The 15,632-nt window shown below is 32.2% G+C and carries 19 protein-coding genes and 2 tRNA genes; 12 read left to right on the forward strand and 9 right to left on the reverse strand.

Translation table 11 applies throughout. The features are described 5' to 3' along the window. Positions 1 to 272: 272 nt before the first annotated feature. From JE46_RS24005 to JE46_RS05240, 6 genes are all read right to left on the reverse strand, one after another. Positions 273 to 437, reverse strand: coding sequence for a hypothetical protein (locus JE46_RS24005; RefSeq protein WP_157505877.1), 165 nt, complete (start codon positions 435 to 437; stop codon positions 273 to 275). A gap of 28 nt (positions 438 to 465) precedes the next feature. Then, a complete protein-coding gene (locus JE46_RS05220; protein WP_031454205.1) occupies positions 466 to 1,686 on the reverse strand; it encodes a M56 family metallopeptidase in 1,221 nt (406 codons plus the stop codon). Beyond that, on the reverse strand, positions 1,683 to 2,054 hold the full coding sequence (locus JE46_RS05225) for a BlaI/MecI/CopY family transcriptional regulator (RefSeq protein ID WP_031454206.1): 372 nt from the start codon (positions 2,052 to 2,054) through the stop codon (positions 1,683 to 1,685). The genes JE46_RS05220 and JE46_RS05225 overlap by 4 nt, the downstream gene beginning before the upstream one ends. A 44-nt stretch (positions 2,055 to 2,098) precedes the next feature. Then, positions 2,099 to 2,521, reverse strand: coding sequence for a toxin-antitoxin system YwqK family antitoxin (locus JE46_RS05230; RefSeq protein WP_031454207.1), 423 nt, complete (start codon positions 2,519 to 2,521; stop codon positions 2,099 to 2,101). A gap of 291 nt (positions 2,522 to 2,812) precedes the next feature. Beyond that, entirely contained in the window at positions 2,813 to 3,253 is a 441-nt protein-coding gene (locus JE46_RS05235) for an energy transducer TonB (RefSeq protein ID WP_051872824.1), read from the reverse strand. Positions 3,254 to 3,280: 27 nt separating this feature from the next. Beyond that, positions 3,281 to 4,669, reverse strand: a complete 1,389-nt coding sequence (locus JE46_RS05240) for a dipeptidase (protein WP_031454209.1) — start codon at positions 4,667 to 4,669, stop codon at positions 3,281 to 3,283. Positions 4,670 to 4,778: 109 nt separating this feature from the next. Here JE46_RS05240 and JE46_RS05245 point away from each other — a divergent pair. The 3 genes from JE46_RS05245 to JE46_RS05255 all read left to right on the forward strand — a co-directional run bounded on the left by JE46_RS05245 (position 4,779) and on the right by JE46_RS05255 (position 5,989). Beyond that, positions 4,779 to 4,860 (forward strand) — tRNA-Leu (locus tag JE46_RS05245). A gap of 160 nt (positions 4,861 to 5,020) precedes the next feature. Then, a complete protein-coding gene (locus JE46_RS05250; protein ID WP_157505878.1) occupies positions 5,021 to 5,329 on the forward strand; it encodes a hypothetical protein in 309 nt (102 codons plus the stop codon). A 21-nt stretch (positions 5,330 to 5,350) separates the two neighbouring features. Continuing rightward, positions 5,351 to 5,989: a hypothetical protein gene (locus JE46_RS05255; protein ID WP_031454211.1), complete on the forward strand. Its 639-nt coding sequence runs from the start codon at positions 5,351 to 5,353 to the stop codon at positions 5,987 to 5,989. Positions 5,990 to 6,086: 97 nt separating this feature from the next. Here the strand turns inward: JE46_RS05255 and JE46_RS05260 are convergent, their stop codons facing one another. After that, complete coding sequence (locus JE46_RS05260; RefSeq protein ID WP_031454212.1) at positions 6,087 to 6,326, reverse strand: hypothetical protein; 240 nt, start codon at positions 6,324 to 6,326, stop codon at positions 6,087 to 6,089. An 86-nt stretch (positions 6,327 to 6,412) separates the two neighbouring features. Here JE46_RS05260 and JE46_RS05265 point away from each other — a divergent pair, with 86 nt between their 5' ends. Both JE46_RS05265 and JE46_RS05270 read left to right on the forward strand, forming a co-directional pair. Further along, the gene (locus tag JE46_RS05265) at positions 6,413 to 6,643 is read left to right on the forward strand and encodes a helix-turn-helix domain-containing protein (RefSeq protein ID WP_031454213.1); all 231 of its coding nucleotides are present in this window, start codon (positions 6,413 to 6,415) and stop codon (positions 6,641 to 6,643) included. Between the two features lie 32 nt (positions 6,644 to 6,675). Next, positions 6,676 to 7,431, forward strand: coding sequence for a hypothetical protein (locus JE46_RS05270; RefSeq protein ID WP_031454214.1), 756 nt, complete (start codon positions 6,676 to 6,678; stop codon positions 7,429 to 7,431). Between the two features lie 75 nt (positions 7,432 to 7,506). On the opposite strand, the gene JE46_RS05275 is transcribed toward JE46_RS05270, so the two are convergent. Further along, positions 7,507 to 7,579 (reverse strand) — tRNA-Phe (locus tag JE46_RS05275). Positions 7,580 to 7,722: 143 nt separating this feature from the next. On the opposite strand from JE46_RS05275, the gene JE46_RS05280 reads away from it, so the two are divergent. The 7 genes from JE46_RS05280 to JE46_RS05310 all read left to right on the forward strand — a co-directional run bounded on the left by JE46_RS05280 (position 7,723) and on the right by JE46_RS05310 (position 14,686). Further along, positions 7,723 to 8,457 (forward strand): type III pantothenate kinase, encoded by a 735-nt coding sequence (locus tag JE46_RS05280; RefSeq protein ID WP_031454215.1) that lies wholly within the window; start codon positions 7,723 to 7,725, stop codon positions 8,455 to 8,457. Next, positions 8,450 to 9,676: a membrane protein gene (locus JE46_RS05285; RefSeq protein ID WP_031454216.1), complete on the forward strand. Its 1,227-nt coding sequence runs from the start codon at positions 8,450 to 8,452 to the stop codon at positions 9,674 to 9,676. Before JE46_RS05280 ends, JE46_RS05285 begins: the two co-directional genes overlap by 8 nt. A gap of 51 nt (positions 9,677 to 9,727) precedes the next feature. Continuing rightward, a complete protein-coding gene (gene lptC, locus JE46_RS05290) occupies positions 9,728 to 10,285 on the forward strand; it encodes an LPS export ABC transporter periplasmic protein LptC (RefSeq protein WP_031454217.1) in 558 nt (185 codons plus the stop codon). Between the two features lie 10 nt (positions 10,286 to 10,295). Further along, a complete protein-coding gene (locus JE46_RS05295; protein ID WP_031454218.1) occupies positions 10,296 to 10,487 on the forward strand; it encodes a hypothetical protein in 192 nt (63 codons plus the stop codon). Positions 10,488 to 10,493: 6 nt separating this feature from the next. Further along, positions 10,494 to 11,753 (forward strand): hemolysin family protein, encoded by a 1,260-nt coding sequence (locus tag JE46_RS05300; RefSeq protein ID WP_031454219.1) that lies wholly within the window; start codon positions 10,494 to 10,496, stop codon positions 11,751 to 11,753. Positions 11,754 to 11,861: 108 nt separating this feature from the next. Further along, on the forward strand, positions 11,862 to 13,961 hold the full coding sequence (locus JE46_RS05305) for a peptidylprolyl isomerase (protein ID WP_031454220.1): 2,100 nt from the start codon (positions 11,862 to 11,864) through the stop codon (positions 13,959 to 13,961). 320 nt (positions 13,962 to 14,281) lie between these two features. Beyond that, positions 14,282 to 14,686 (forward strand): hypothetical protein, encoded by a 405-nt coding sequence (locus JE46_RS05310; RefSeq protein WP_236010667.1) that lies wholly within the window; start codon positions 14,282 to 14,284, stop codon positions 14,684 to 14,686. Positions 14,687 to 14,711: 25 nt separating this feature from the next. On the opposite strand, the gene JE46_RS05315 is transcribed toward JE46_RS05310, so the two are convergent. Then, complete coding sequence (locus tag JE46_RS05315) at positions 14,712 to 15,632, reverse strand: GYDIA family GHMP kinase (RefSeq protein WP_031454222.1); 921 nt, start codon at positions 15,630 to 15,632, stop codon at positions 14,712 to 14,714.

Consider the following 15,632-nt stretch of genomic DNA (forward strand, 5'->3'; position numbering starts at 1 on the left):
AGAAGCCGCTATTTCTTCACCGTTTTTTCCAGGAATCCATTTTTGAGATAATTTCAAAACACGAATAACTTCCTGACCACTACCGTAACCAATGTCCCTTAAGATTTTAAAATCAGTTAGGGAGCCGTCTTTTTCTACAATAAAACCAATATATATATCCTTTTAAGGGTACATTTGACGGTGTTATTGGGGTTTTATAATTCGCTTTTATAAATTTGTATAACTCCTGTATACCTCCCGGATATTCTGGTTTTACAGTTGTTTGAGGTGTTTTATAAATCAATTCTTGTGTTTGGATCAGTTTTTTTTGTTTTTGCGGCAGCTTTTTGATTTTCCGCTGTTGTTTCGGAATCCTGAGCAAAACTTACAACACTAATAAGTATCAAGGTAAATAAGAAAGTTTTTTTCATGCTAAATTGTGAATTTACTTTTATCATGCTTTAGTTTTTTTGATAATCAAATATATTATTTCTCAGACTTAATAGTTATGGGCAAACTATACAAAACCCGGACCGGTTTCCCTTTTACAGAACCCGAAGTCCATTGTGGAGAAAGTTTCAATACCCGAATCGCTTCTCTTCCCAGTCCATAGCCTAAATCTTTTAAAACTTTTATCTCAGACAAAGAGCCTTCTTTTTCAACTACAAATTGCAGGTAAAGTTTTCCTGAAACGTTGTCTTTAGCCGCTTTTGAAGGCATTTTAAAATTTTCACCTATAAACTTATAAAACGCTTCCATTCCGCCGGGAAATTCAGGCTGTTTTTCAATTGAATTAACAGCGATCGCCTGATTATCATCTTTGAATTTTTCACTCTTTTCCTGAGCAGCACTTTTATGACTAAATACAAATAATAGTAAACCTGAAAATGCAATTATAGTAAATGCTTTTAGGACCGATTTGATTTTGGATTCTTTTTTGGTCATCATAACAAAACGTTTTTTGGTTATTAAATAATTGATAGTACTCGCCAAATTAATACTGGTTTTATCTGAAGCTATTTCAAGTAATAAATTCTGATACTCTGAAATTGAATTGTATCGAATATTAACTGCTTCGTCAGCCAGAAATTCATGATTAAGTTTAATCGCTTTTTTGTACAAAATAAGGACTGGATTAAACCAAAACACAATTTGTAAAATTTCTATAAAAAGAATATCCAAAGTATGTTTTTGCTGCAAGTGCGCTTTTTCATGCGCTATTAATTCTACTGGGATTTTGTTGTTTTTGAATGCTGCTTTATTAATGAAAATTGTATTCCAAAACGAATGTGGCAGGGTACTTTCTTCGATTAAAATGATTTTTTCTTCGTTTATGAATTGTGTTTCATTTACCTGAATTTTTCTATATAATGCATACAGATTCAATAGGAAACGAATAATTAAAACCGAAACCACAAAAAAGTAGATTCCAAAAATAACATTAGTCAGATTTAGATCATCAACTACTGTTTTTAAATTTTCATTGCTTTTCTGAATCACTAATTCATCTAAACTGAAAGACCCTATTTTATTGGAAGCAGCAGATTGAAATGAAATGATTTGTAATGGAATTAAAACACTAAAAACCAAACTCAAAAGCAGATAAACCCGATTAAAACGAAACATTTTTTCGCTTGCCAGCCCTACTTTATATCCTGTATAAAAAAGCAAAAACAGTAATCCTGATTTTAATAGATATTCAATCATTTTTTCTTCTTTTGAATTTCTGAATCGATTATTTTTTTAAGCTCTTCCAGTTCCAAAGTTGACAAATTGGTTTCGGTGGTAAAGAAAGAAGCAAATTGTGAAGCCGAATTATTAAAGAAATTACTAATCAGACCTTTTACATGTTTAGAGAAATAATCTGTTTTTTTGACCAACGGATAATATTCCCTTGAATTCCCGAATTCGTTGTAAGCCACAAACTTTTTGTCAATCATACGTTTTAAAAGTGTTGCAACGGTGGTTGTGGCAGGTTTTGGTTCCGGATACGCTTCGAGCAGATCTTTCATGAAAGCTTTTTCAAGCTTCCAGAGATGCTCCATTAATTGTTCTTCTGAATTTGATAATTGCATATTTTTTAGGTTCTAAGTTGCTAAGATTCTGAGTTTCTAAGTTTTTATTCTAAGTTTTGTTCTGAAACTAAATTCCCTTTATTGTATTTTCTGATATCGGTTAACTTTCCTTTATCCGAATAGAATTTCCATTTTCCAAAATAAAACCAGTGTGTTTCGACTGAATCAATTTCGACGCTGGTTTTTCCTTTTGATTGCAGTTTTCCGTTTTGATGATAATATTTTACAGTACAGATTCCGTTTTTGTATTTTTCGGTTTTATAGATTTTCCCGTTAATGTAGGATTTCCATTTTTTTACCGGCTGGTCGTCTTTGTAATATTCGTACGATTTATAATGAGTACTGTCTTCAGAATATTCCTCAATCCATACTCCCTGCTTTTTCTTTTCAATCTTTTGATTGATTAAATGAGGTTTACAGCCAAGAAGAAATGCACCACACAAGAATATTACAAAAAGGTTCTTCATAGCTTTTGTTCTACATTTATAGATTTGTTTCTACAAATGTAGAATAAAATTTTAAATATGAAAGAAAAAAGTTTCAATATTTAAATAAAACTATAATTTTCAATGCTTTGGGATAGCCCGGCCGTAGGTAACGCCCTAATCAATAGCAATGGCAAATTTCAATAGGAATATCAATTTGAAAACTCAAAAAAAATCCGCTCATTGCTGAACGGATTTACATTGAAATTAATTTTGTCAAAGTTTAAAACTTCCACAAAGTTTTGTTTTTTTTCAGAAACGAATATTTTATTGTCATTTTTTCAATACAATAGGGATTGTAGATTTTACTCTCGCAGGAATACCTTTGTCATAACCTGGAATCCATTTTGGACAGTTTTTTAAAATACGAATAAGCTCTTTTTCAGCGATACTTCCAAGATCATTTTTTACGATCTCAATATTAGACAATGAACCATCTGTTTCTATTATAAATTCTGCCGTTATTTTACAACACAATTCATTCTCAGGGCTCTTGAAATTATTTCCAACATATTTGTAAAATTTGTCTACTCCGTCTACAAATTTAGGTTTTACTTCAACTTCACTAAACCATTTAAAACTTGAAGTCTCTTTAAATATTTTTTTTTGAACTGGTGCTTGAGAAAATCCATAATTACCAAAAACAATCATAATTAAAACAATCCCTTTTTGACTCAATTTAGCTGCTAACTTGAAACATACATTCACATTCATATGAAAAACGTTGTTTGCGGTTAAAATCTACTTCGAAAGTTCTACAAAATACTTATAAAACAACGGAATAGTCTCGATTCCTTTCAGATAATTAAAGATTCCGAAATGCTCGTTTGGCGAGTGAATTGCATCACTGTCGAGACCGAAGCCCATTAGAATAGTTTTACTTTTTAGTTCTTTTTCGAACAATGACACAATTGGAATGCTTCCGCCGGAACGAACCGGAATGGCCGGAACTCCAAAAGTTTCCGTATACGCTTTGTTTGCTGCCTGATATCCAATGCTGTCAATTGGCGTAACATAGCCCTGACCTCCGTGGTGCGGTGTAACTTTTACGGTAACTCCCGCCGGAGCAATATTGGTGAAATGTTTGGTAAACAGTTCTGTAATCTCATGCCAGTCCTGATTGGGAACCAGACGCATCGAGATTTTAGCAAAAGCTTTGCTGGCAATAACCGTTTTGGCGCCTTCACCCTGATAACCGCCCCAGATTCCGTTTACGTCTAATGTCGGACGGATTGAGTTGCGTTCGTTGGTTACATATCCTTTTTCGCCATAAACATCAGCAATGTTTAATGCATTTTTATATTTTTCTAAACTGAAAGGCGCTTTGGCCATTTCAGCTCTTTCTTCAGCAGATAATTCCTGTACTTTGTCGTAGAATCCCGGAATCGTAATATGATTGTCTTCGTCGTGAAGAGAAGCGATCATTTTTGCCAGAATATTAATGGGGTTCGCTACAGCTCCACCATACAAACCGGAGTGCAGGTCGCGATTTGGTCCTGTAACTTCAACTTCTACATAGCTCAAACCTCGTAAGCCTGTCGTAATTGAAGGCTGCTGATTCGAAATCATTCCGGTGTCTGAAATTAAGATTACATCGTTTTTCAGTTTTTCCTGATTGCGTTCTACAAACCAGGCTAAACTTGCAGAGCCTACTTCTTCTTCGCCTTCGATCATGAATTTTACGTTACAAGGCAAAGTATTGCTTTGTACCATATATTCAAGCGCTTTTACGTGCATGTACATTTGGCCTTTGTCGTCGCAGGCACCACGGGCGAAAATAGCACCTTCGGGATGAATATCGGTTGTTTTGATAACGGGTTCGAAAGGGGGAGAGGTCCATAATTCCATTGGGTCCGGCGGCTGAACATCATAATGGCCGTATACTAAAACGGTAGGTAAATTAGGGTCGATTGTTTTCTCTCCATAAATAATTGGATAGCCTGGAGTATCGCAAATTTCGACAAAATCGCAGCCTGCTTTTGATAAACTTACTTTTACAGCTTCGGCCGTGTCAATAACATCTTGAGAGTATGCGGTGTCGGCACTTACCGACGGAATTTTTAATAATTCGATCAATTCATTGATAAACCGATCTTTATGTTGTTGAACGTAGGACTTAATGTTTTCCATTTAAATTATTTTTATAGAAAACCAAATATACAAAAAAGAGAATTAATATTTTTTTTCAAATTTTTCTTTGAATATTCGAAAGTATGCTTATCTTTGCACCCACAATTACGCGGATATGGTGAAATTGGTAGACATGCCAGACTTAGGATCTGGTGCCGCAAGGCGTGTAGGTTCGAGTCCTATTATCCGCACTAAAAAAGCTTCTGAATATTTTCAGAAGCTTTTTTGTTTTTAGTACTTCTTATTTTTGTTATTAAAATTGTTGATAAGCAATTTACTACAACATCTATATCTCCGTTATCTATTTTTATTTTTGAGAATGCTCCTTAACAAGAATTTAAAATGTTTTTTATGGAAGAATTATATTTAAAAGAAAAAGAATTTCAAAAATATTTAACGGACAATCATTACACATTAATTGCTCCAGTTAATCCAAACCTCTTTGAACCTTTTATAAAAACAATAAACAAAATAGCACCGTCAAATGTCTTTAGTACAATTGATGATTCTTTATCTAATAAAGATGCTGTAAAAGTTGCAATACAAAATTTCCCACCACAAACTGAGTATCAAATTTATGTTATAATATCAGGTAGAGGAATGATGTTACATGCAACTTTAGAAGAATATTGTGAGAGATACAAAATTAAATTTGAATAAACTTACTTTACAATACTTAAAATGGATAATTTTGACTTTTATAAAAACAAATATGAAAGAGAACTAAATAGAAGAAACTATTTAGATGGTGCGATAAATAACCCTATAATTGGGGTAACTGTAGTGGTCACGCTAAATTCTTACATTGTCTCTAAGAACATTTTTAAAGCAGATGAAAGTAGTTCTATTTTAATAATAATCATTTTAATTTTGACTTTGATTCTTGCTTTTATTTCTGTCATTTTCATTTTCATCTCAGTAAATAATCTTTTTAAAGGCTTTAAATATCAAAACTTTGGTCTTCTAAAAGATTTTAGAAAATTCGAACTTGATCTAGAAAAATTCAATAACGAACTAGAAGACATAACACTACAAAAGACTTTTAAACAACAAACTGTTGAAAAATTCATTCAGTTTTCAGACAATCACACTATTTTAAATGACAAAAGAGCATTAAATTTGTATAGATCTCGAAGCTTTATAATATTAGCAGTTTTGTTGACATTTATCAATTTAAGTTTTGTAACAATAATAAATTTTAAAATGGCAGAAGAAAATAATCCTATTATCGTTCCTTCGCCACCAACTCCGTCTGAGCCACCCAAAATGCCGACTGACAGAATTGAAAAAGGCGAAAATCCAACACTGCAAACAAAATAAAATTTGCATTGAATGCTACAAATCCCTGTATCAAAGTAAGAATAATTATAATCTTCTTTGATGCAGGAATTATTTTAAAAAATTTAACATTGTAAACTCAATTTCCCTCAACATCCAAATAAGGATCAAGTACTTCTGCCAATCTATTGAGCCAATAAAAACTATCATCGATATTGTTTAATTCAGATTCCAAGGTTTCGCAACCTCGCATTGAACACATCGAAAGAGCATAATTTACTTGTCGTATTGTTTTTGCCAAATCTTTTGGTTCGATTGTATTAATGAAAAAGTCTTTTATTCTTGTTTCAGCTTCTGTAGAAAGGCTTTTCGTAATCATTGTCTTATTTTTTGGTTATGCCAAATATAGTAAATTACACCCATATATGGGTGTAATTGATAAATAAATCTTATGACTTTTGAAATATGGATATTTCAGAAGATACTTTTATTGTGAATCTTGGTATTCACGTTAGACAAATACGTGAAAAAAAAGGCTTATCTCAGCAAGATTTAGCCGATGATTGTGGTATAACACAAAATCAAGTAGGTAGAATAGAAAGGGCTGAAATAAATACTACTGTAAAAACGCTTGTAAGAATTGCTAATGCTTTAGATGTTGAACCAAAAGAATTACTTGATTTTCCTTTGAAATAAATCTATAACGTTCATTAAAGAAGATCACAAATATGACAAAATATTTTTTAAGTTTTTTTGAAAATTGGTGGAAACCAATATTATTTTGGTTTTTGTCTATTTTGTTTTTAATAACTTCAGATGTTTTAGAGAGTTCTGTTTTGATCAGAATAGGTTTTGTTTGGGTAGTATTTGGGTTATTTGGCTTGCTAATTTCAGTAATATATCAATTAGTTAATAAAAGATGGTTTAAAGGTCTTATAACTCTTGTTCTGTTTGGTGGAACAATATTGATATTTATAGGTTACTTGGTCACAACATTTTTTATAGAACAAGAAACACCAGATACATGGGCTAAAAACTTAACAATTCCAAAAAACATTCAAATTGATAATCCGGTTGATTTGGATCATTATGCAAAGTTTGAAGGACAGCGCCCTGACAGCATCAGTAACAGAATTGTAGAAAAAGCCGATTTTCAACTTTATAATTCTTTTCAGCCTGGACTTTATGAATATGATTTTTGGATAGGAAAGATCGAAAGTGGAAGCATTTATTTAAAAGCATTTGAAATTACTCATAATGAAGCACTCTCTGTTGATGAATTGCCTAGAGCCAGTTCAATTCAAGTTTATAATCCGACCGATAGTATAAAGAAATTTAGTACTGGAAAGGATTTTACAATTTACGAAGGCGATTGGGGAGATCCGTATGCTGCAAGATTTGAAGTTTGGTTTAAACCTGATAATGGAAAAAATGAACGAAAACTATTTTCTAAAAATTATAAAATTGAAGGTTGGATGAGGTAGTTTATTTGAGATTAATCCCGAATCAATAGAAAATTAATAAAAACAAAAAACCCGAATATTGCTATTCGGGTTTTGTGGTACCTCCAGGGATCGAACCAGGGACACATGGATTTTCAGTCCATTGCTCTACCATCTGAGCTAAGGTACCTGCTTATTAATTCACTTTGTTTCAGTTTCCGTGTGTTTCTGTGAACGTGTTTGCGGGTGCAAATATAGAATCATTTTTCGTTTATCCAAAACATTTTTTTAAAAAAAATCAATTCGTACCTTCGCCGTGGTAAATAAATAAATATGGTTTTAACAGTTGATATTGGCAATACCCGAATTAAAGCTGCTGTCTTTGAGGGGAGTACTGTTTTGGAAAAATTTGTTTTTGAGAAAAATGAACTCGAAAAAAAAATTAAAAAAATTTTAAAAAAATTTCAAAACTGCTCTGATTTAGTCGTTGCATCAGTCGGAAATATCGAAAGGCAATCTTTTTTGGCTTTAGAAAAAGAACTTAATATTCATTTTTTGACTCATGAAGATGTTTTTCCTTTTGTAAATAAATATGCAACCCCAAAAACGTTAGGAATAGACAGGATGGTTTTGGCTGCGGGAGCAACTTTACAATTCCCCAAACAAAACAGATTAGTTATTGATGCCGGAACGTGTATAACCTACGATTTTATCGACGAATTTGATCATTATTTAGGCGGAGCAATTTCTCCGGGCCTGCGATTGCGTTACGAAACGTTACATAATTACACAGCTAAGCTGCCTTTGTTAAGTCTGGAAGCACCGGACTCTTATATAGGAAACAGTACTTTTCAGGCAATACATTCTGGGATTGTCAATGGTTTCGTCTATGAGATTGACGGTTTTATCGATGAATATCGCGCAAATTATTCAAATTTTATAATAATTTTAACGGGAGGTGATGCAGAATTTTTGGCTAAACGATTAAAAAATACCATATTTGCCAATTCAAATTTCTTACTTGAGAGTTTGAACCAAACATTTCAATATAAAATCAACAATGATTAAAAAAATTATACTAAGCGCTTGTTTGCTTATTTCGTTCGTTTCATTTGCTCAGCAAGGTACTGCTTCACCTTATTCATTCTACGGAATTGGGGACATCAAATTTAAAGGAACTTTAGAAAACAGGTCAATGGGAGGTGTTTCGGTTGAGCAGGATAGTATTCACTTAAATGTTGAGAATCCTGCAAGTTATGCCAGTCTTATGCAAACTACTTTTACGGTTGGCGGTACTTACGGAACTTCAAAAGTAAAGTCACAAACAGAGACAGCCAGTTCTACAAGGTCAACCTTTGATTATTTACTTTTAGGAATCCCAATGGGTAAATTTGGAGCAGGATTTGGATTGATTCCGGTTTCATCAGTTGGTTATAAAATTAGAAATGATAATTCAGGTACAGAGGGTCTTACAAGTTCTCAATATGAAGGAAAAGGAGGCTTGAATAAAGTCTTTTTGGCATTAGGCTACAAAATAAAACCAAATTGGAGTGTAGGTGCTGATATGCAATACAACTTTGGTAAAATTGAAACTACCAGTATAGAAGCCATTACAGGAGTTTCAAGCGCTACAAGAGAAATTAATACTTCAACCTTATCCGGGGTTAATTTTAATATTGGTACGATGTATCAAACTAAGATTTATAAAAAAACAGAATTATTTACCAGTTTGTCTTATACTTTTGGAAGCAATCTAAAATCAGACAGTGAAAGAACTATTGAGGTTGATGGTGATGCAACTTCAGTAGATGACCTGAATAGCTCTACTTTAAAATTACCAAACAAATTAACCATTGGTGCAGGTATTGGTGAGGCAAGAAAATGGTTAGTGGGTACTACTGTAGCTTTTCAGGGTAATGGTAAGTTTCAAAATTATTATAACACAAGTGACGATGTGCGTTATGAGAAATATGCAAAATATGCAATTGGGGGGTATTACCTTCCCAACTACGGTTCATTTACAAGTTATTTAAGCCGAGTTACCTATAGAGCAGGATTAAAATATGAAAAAATTGGTCTTATTGTAAATAATGAATCAATAAAAGATGTTGGTGTGACATTAGGAGCTGGTTTTCCTATTACAGGAACTTTTTCTAATGTAAATTTTGGAATTGAATATGGTAAAAAAGGAACGGTTTCTTCGAATTTGATTCAGGAAAATTACCTAAACTTTAGTCTAAGTTTCTCTTTTAATGACAAATGGTTTGTAAAAAGTAAATTCAACTAATGCTTAAATTTATGTTTTTATAAGCTCAATACAATTTACTACATTTGGCGAATGAATTTACCAAAAAGACATACTATTATAACCGTTGTCACAGTTCTTGCTGTGACACTGTTTTTTGGTTGCGAAAGTAATTTTAAAGAAGTTCAGAAAATTAACTTTTCAGAATTTTTTCCTGCAACAGATGCTGATACAATCAATATAAAATATACAGATTCTGGCCGTATAACCGGTGTTTTGAAAAGCCGTAAAATGTTGGATTATGCCAGTGTTGATTTTCCTTTTACAGAATTTCCTAAAGGAATTGATGTTACATTATATGATAAAAAACAAAAACGTACTTTTATAGTGGCAAATTATGCGGTTTCTTACAAGCAAACGGGCATAATTGACTTGCTGGGAAAAGTAAAGATTACGTCTGAGGCCGGGCAGGTGCTTGAGACAGAACAACTATACTTTGATCAGAAAAACGAATGGTTTTACACCGAAAGAAAATTTAAGCTTACGGATGCAAAAGGAGTTTCGCATGGTCAGGGAATAGATTTTAGCAAAGATTTTAAAGTGATAAATTCACAACGGGTAAGCGGAGAAATTGAAGCCGACGAAGAATAAAATATAAATTATGAATTACTTAAAATATACACAATACGTTTACTTATTAATTGCTGGTGCTTTTATTTATGATGGAATTACAAAGTTAAGCGATGCTGATGGAACTCCCTGGCTTAGTTTTTTGATTGCAGGTGTAAGTGTTTTTATGTTTTTCTTCAGAAGAAAGTTTTCTAAGAAATTTGACGATCATTATAAAAAATAGTAAAAAATGGAAATTAGTATTATAATACTATGTTTAATACTATCAGCCTTTTTTTCAGGAATGGAAATAGCTTTTATTTCCTCTAATAAAATTTATCTTGAAATCGAAAAAAAACAAGATAATTTTGTTTCCGGAATATTAACAAAACTTACAGAAAAACCATCCAAATTTATTGCGGCAATGCTTATTGGTAACAATGTAGCGTTAGTTGTTTATGGTTTTTTTACCGCAGATTTGATTCTGAAATGCATTACAAATTTAGGGTATCAATTTTCTGATTATACGAATTTGTTTCTCCTCACTTTAATCTCCACTTTTATTATTTTAATAACGGCAGAGTTTTTTCCAAAAGTTTTGTTTCAGATTTATGCCAATTCTCTAATTCGGATTTTTGCCATTCCGGCTTATATTTTTTACCGGTTGTTCTATTATATTTCAACTTTCTTTATTTGGATTTCTGATTTTATTCTAAGAAAATTTTTTAAGACAAAAGGGGATCAGGTACAGTTGTTTTTTAGTAAAATTGAACTTGGGAATTATATTTCTGAGCAGCTGAACGCTGCTGAAGACAATGAAGAAGTCGATTCTGAAATTCAAATTTTTCAGAACGCATTAGAGTTTTCAGGCGTAAAGGCACGAGATATAATGACCCCCCGAACAGAAATTGTAGATATAGATTTATTTGACAGTGTTTCTGATCTTAAATCTTTATTTATAGAAACAGGCTATTCTAAAATTATTGTGAGTCAAAATTCTTTGGATGATATTGTCGGATATGTGCATTCTTTTGATTTGTTTAAAAAACCAAAAACAATAAAGTCAGTTTTGATGGCAGTTGAATTTGTGCCTGAAACAATTTTGATAAAAGATGCTTTGAACTTACTGATCAAAAAAAGGCGAAATGTAGCTGTTGTTCTGGATGAATATGGCGGGACTTCAGGAATTATTACGATAGAGGATATTGTAGAAGAACTTTTTGGTGAAATTGAAGATGAACATGATCTGGATGAAGAATTAATCGAACAGGAAATAAAGGAGGGAGTATATCTTTTTTCGGCAAGGTTAGAGGTTGAATATTTAAATGAAACCTATAAATTAGGAATCCCGGAAAGTGATTCTTATGGAACCTTAGGAGGATTTATTGTCGACTATACGAAAGATATTCCTTATAAAAAAGAAAAAATCAGTATTGGGGGTTATCGTTTTGTGATAGAAGAATGTTCCAACAAGAAAATCGAATTAGTAAAAATGACTATAAAAGAATAATTTTTTTAATAATTTTAAAAAAAAGTCGAAAATAAAACTCTAGTTGTATTGTTATTAACCAGATAATTGTATTTTCGCAAACTGAATATAAAATTAACGATAATAAAAATGGCAGTTTTAGCAAAAATTAGACAGCGTTCCGCATTATTGATAGGAGTTATTGCACTTGCATTATTTGCATTTATAATACAAGATCTTTTCAATAGCGGTACTTTTGGTCAAAGTTCAAAAGATGTAGGAAGCATCGATGGAAAGGATATTTCATTTGAAGACTTTAGAGTTAAAGTTAGTAATGTTGAAAAAAGTGGGCAAGGAATTACTTCCACTGAAGCTGCAAACAGAGTATGGGATCAGGAAGTTTCAATCGCTTTATTATCAACCCAGTTTGATAAATTAGGATTGAGAGTTGGAGAAAAACACCTTCTGGAAGTTTTAAAAGCGGATCCTAATATTGGTAAAAATCCAATGTTCTTAAATGCTGCAGGTATGTTTGATATTACTAAATTCAAAGAATACTTTAAAGCAAATCCTGAAGCAGCTCAGTTTATTACTGAAAAAGAAAAAGATGCTACTTTAAATGCAAAATTCCAAATCTACAACACTCTTGTAAAATCAGGTCTTTATACTACTGCCAGCGAAGGAAAGCTGAAATATGAAATGGAAGCAAACAAAGTAAATTTTGCGTATGCTGCCGCTTTATACTCTTCTATTAAAGATAGTGAAGTAAAAATTTCTGATTCAGAGATTGTGGATTACATGAAGAAAAACGAGAAAAAATTTAAAGCTGATGCAACTCGTGAAATTCAATATGTATTAGTTGAAGACAAACCTTCAAAAGAAGATGAAGCTGAAATTAAAGCTAAAATTACTGCGCTTTTAAACGGAAGAGTAGAGTATAATGCAAAAACCGGTAAAAATGATACATTACCTGGATTTAGAAATGCTACAAACGTAGCTGAATTTGTAAACGCTAATTCAGATGTACCTTATGATTCAACCTATATTGCTAAAAATTCTTTACCTGCAGTAGATGCGGATAAATTATTTAGTTTAGCTCCGGGTCAAATTTATGGACCATATGTTTTTGGAAAATACTATGCTATTTCTAAATCATTAGGATTTAAGCCGGGTGTTAATGCTAAAGCAAGTCACATTTTAATTGGTTATGAAGGATCTCAGACTCCAAACCAAAAAGAAAAAAGAACAAAAGAAGAGGCTAAAGCTAAAGCCGAAGATATTTTAAAACAAGTTCAGGCAAATCCTGATAGTTTCATGATGCTTGCTTTTACAAGTTCTGATGATTCATCTGCTCAGCAAGGCGGTGATTTAGGATATTTTGGTCCAAACCAAATGGTAAAACCTTTCAATGATTTTGTGTTCAGTAACGGAATTGGAAAAGTTGGTTTAGTTGAAACACCATTCGGATTTCATATTATTAAAATTACTGATAAACAAGACGGAATTCGTTTAGCTACCATTGCTCAAAAAATTCAGCCTTCTGAAGCTACTTCTGATAAAATATTTACATTGGCAACAAAATTTGAAATGGATGCCGCTGATAAAGATTTTAATGCTACAGCTAAACAATTAGGGTTAAAAGTTGAAGCTCCTATATCAGCTAAAGCTATGGATGAGTCTTTTGGTCCATTAGGAAACCAACGTGCTATTGTAAGATGGGCATTTGATAAAGAAACAAAAGAAGGAGATGTAAAACGTTTTGAAATCGCAAATATTGGTCACGTAATTGCACAATACAAAAGCGAAAACAAATCAGGTTTAGTATCTGTTACATTAGCAAGACCTTATGTAGAGCCAATCTTAAAAAACAAGAAAAAAGCAGAAATATTAAAAGCGAAAATGACAGGTTCAAGTATCGAAGCTATCGCTAAAACTGCTGGAGTTAAAGTTCAACAGGCAACAAATGTTACTATGGAAAACCCTACTTTACCAGGTGGAGTTGGTCAGGAGCCTAAAGTTGTAGGTAATGCGTTTGCATTGTCAGCTAATAAAATTTCGGCTCCGATTGAGGGGAATACGGGAGTTTATGTTGTAAAAAATATCAGTACTATTAAAGCACCAGCTATTGCTAATCATGCTGAATATGTATCGAAAGTAAAAGCTCAAAGCGCATCTGATGCAAGCAGAATTTTGCCGGCTTTGAAGAACAATGCTAAAATTGAAGATAACAGATTGCAGTTTAATTACTAATCTTAGTAATAAAGTAAGATACAAACCCGAAACGTTTTAAATGTTTCGGGTTTTTCTTTGCTCTAAAATAAATTGTTTTGTAAGATATTTTTGTAATAAACTGAATTTCATAGCCTTAATCATATAGGGATAATAGAAATATGATTTAAAAAATTTGGGATATTCAATTTATTACAGTTAATTTGTCAGAATTTTTGTTTTAACAAAATAAATTTAATTAGGAAATATCAAAAAAATTACGAAAAAGATGATAGGTAAATGCTTTAACAATCAGGTATTTAATTTGTTTTATGTTTAAGTTTTTTAGAAAAAAACCTAAGGTGTATTCCAAAATTGAGAATCATATTTTTGGAATAATAACTGAACTTTTAAAAGTTAGTAACACAGACATTAATGTCGATGAATTAGGCGGTAAGTACTATTTAAGTAACGAAGAACAGCATTTTAAAGTTACGATATTAAGTAACGATTATGTTATCAGGCTTACAAATACACGGGATTCTGTTGCTGAAAAGTATGACAAGGTTTTTGTTGAAGATGTTTTAAGAGCTGTAAAAGAAGAAAAACATCGCAGAATGGAATTAGTTTATGATTCGATTACCAATAGTATAGAGAAAATGGCTGAGCGCCTGCATAATACTCTTATCGAATCTAATGAACTGGAAAATGAGAAAGTCAGACATTTGGAATCTGAGCATATTAGTGATCAGAAAGTAAATTTTTAATAGTATTTTTTTATTGACAAAACAATTACTCTCGTAAAATCATTTCATCATAAGTAAGTATTGTATCATATCCTTTTGATGCAAAATAATATCCTGGGTCATCTTTAGAAATTACCATTACAAAATCACCACCCCACGCACCAAGACTTTTAACAACTCCGTTAAAATCAGGAAAAGCCTTTTCTTTAATAGTTTGCAGCTCGAGTATATCACTAATATGTATTTCGTGATTTTGTAAAGATTGAGCAAATTCTTTCAATGTTTTTGCTTTGATGACCGCATCAGTAATTTTATTATTGTCAAGTATGTTTTTGCTTAAATGATTGTTTTTGTTGTTATAGTAAGCACTAATGGCTTGTTTGCTGCTTTGTTTTTTATTGAGATATACAAAATAAATGTTTTGAGAAAAATCCGGATTAAAATTTATGGATTCTACAATAGGGGAATTGTTTTCTAAGCGATAAATAATCGGACTATCGTTTTGTGCACAGGCGATATCGTAGCCACTACCTCCAAAACTGTTTTTAAGTAGCGTGAAAGCATCAATTTGTGTCCACTGTGCAATGTTGTTGAGTAAAGTTGAAGATGTTCCTAATCCCCAGTTTTTAGGAAACGTGAGCTGTGTTGTTGCTTTATATCCGTTAGCATTATCAATGAAAGCCGGATTTAAAAGATAGGCTTCATGTAATATAGTAATCAGCGTTGTTTTTACGGTTTCAATTTCTGACTTTACATTATTAATTATTTCACTGAACGAAATAGTATCTTCGAACCAGATTTTTTCATCAATATTGTAGCTTTTCCATTGAATTTCCTGATTTGAACCGTTTTCAATAATTAGATTTTGGCCAAATTTTGTTGGTAATGCAAAAGCTTTTGCGCCGTCAAGGACTAAATATTCTCCTGTTATTAAAAGTTTTCCGTTGCTGTAAAAGGTTCTTTTCAT

The sequence above is a fragment of the Flavobacterium chungangense LMG 26729 genome, from assembly GCF_000735715.2.
GTDB lineage: Bacteria > Bacteroidota > Bacteroidia > Flavobacteriales > Flavobacteriaceae > Flavobacterium > Flavobacterium chungangense.

Excerpts from the sequence above, each read along its gene's own strand:
- JE46_RS24005 (WP_157505877.1), bottom strand. The coding sequence starts at position 437 with ATGATAAAAGTAAATTCACAATTTAGCATGAAAAAAACTTTCTTATTT.
- JE46_RS05220 (WP_031454205.1), bottom strand. The coding sequence starts at position 1,686 with ATGATTGAATATCTATTAAAATCAGGATTACTGTTTTTGCTTTTTTAT.
- JE46_RS05225 (WP_031454206.1), bottom strand. The coding sequence starts at position 2,054 with ATGCAATTATCAAATTCAGAAGAACAATTAATGGAGCATCTCTGGAAG.
- JE46_RS05230 (WP_031454207.1), bottom strand. The coding sequence starts at position 2,521 with ATGAAGAACCTTTTTGTAATATTCTTGTGTGGTGCATTTCTTCTTGGC.
- JE46_RS05235 (WP_051872824.1), bottom strand. The coding sequence starts at position 3,253 with ATGAATGTGAATGTATGTTTCAAGTTAGCAGCTAAATTGAGTCAAAAA.
- JE46_RS05240 (WP_031454209.1), bottom strand. The coding sequence starts at position 4,669 with ATGGAAAACATTAAGTCCTACGTTCAACAACATAAAGATCGGTTTATC.
- JE46_RS05250 (WP_157505878.1), top strand. The coding sequence starts at position 5,021 with ATGGAAGAATTATATTTAAAAGAAAAAGAATTTCAAAAATATTTAACG.
- JE46_RS05255 (WP_031454211.1), top strand. The coding sequence starts at position 5,351 with ATGGATAATTTTGACTTTTATAAAAACAAATATGAAAGAGAACTAAAT.
- JE46_RS05260 (WP_031454212.1), bottom strand. The coding sequence starts at position 6,326 with ATGATTACGAAAAGCCTTTCTACAGAAGCTGAAACAAGAATAAAAGAC.
- JE46_RS05265 (WP_031454213.1), top strand. The coding sequence starts at position 6,413 with ATGGATATTTCAGAAGATACTTTTATTGTGAATCTTGGTATTCACGTT.
- JE46_RS05270 (WP_031454214.1), top strand. The coding sequence starts at position 6,676 with ATGACAAAATATTTTTTAAGTTTTTTTGAAAATTGGTGGAAACCAATA.
- JE46_RS05280 (WP_031454215.1), top strand. The coding sequence starts at position 7,723 with ATGGTTTTAACAGTTGATATTGGCAATACCCGAATTAAAGCTGCTGTC.
- JE46_RS05285 (WP_031454216.1), top strand. The coding sequence starts at position 8,450 with ATGATTAAAAAAATTATACTAAGCGCTTGTTTGCTTATTTCGTTCGTT.
- lptC (WP_031454217.1), top strand. The coding sequence starts at position 9,728 with ATGAATTTACCAAAAAGACATACTATTATAACCGTTGTCACAGTTCTT.
- JE46_RS05295 (WP_031454218.1), top strand. The coding sequence starts at position 10,296 with ATGAATTACTTAAAATATACACAATACGTTTACTTATTAATTGCTGGT.
- JE46_RS05300 (WP_031454219.1), top strand. The coding sequence starts at position 10,494 with ATGGAAATTAGTATTATAATACTATGTTTAATACTATCAGCCTTTTTT.
- JE46_RS05305 (WP_031454220.1), top strand. The coding sequence starts at position 11,862 with ATGGCAGTTTTAGCAAAAATTAGACAGCGTTCCGCATTATTGATAGGA.
- JE46_RS05315 (WP_031454222.1), bottom strand. The coding sequence starts at position 15,632 with ATGAAAAGAACCTTTTACAGCAACGGAAAACTTTTAATAACAGGAGAA.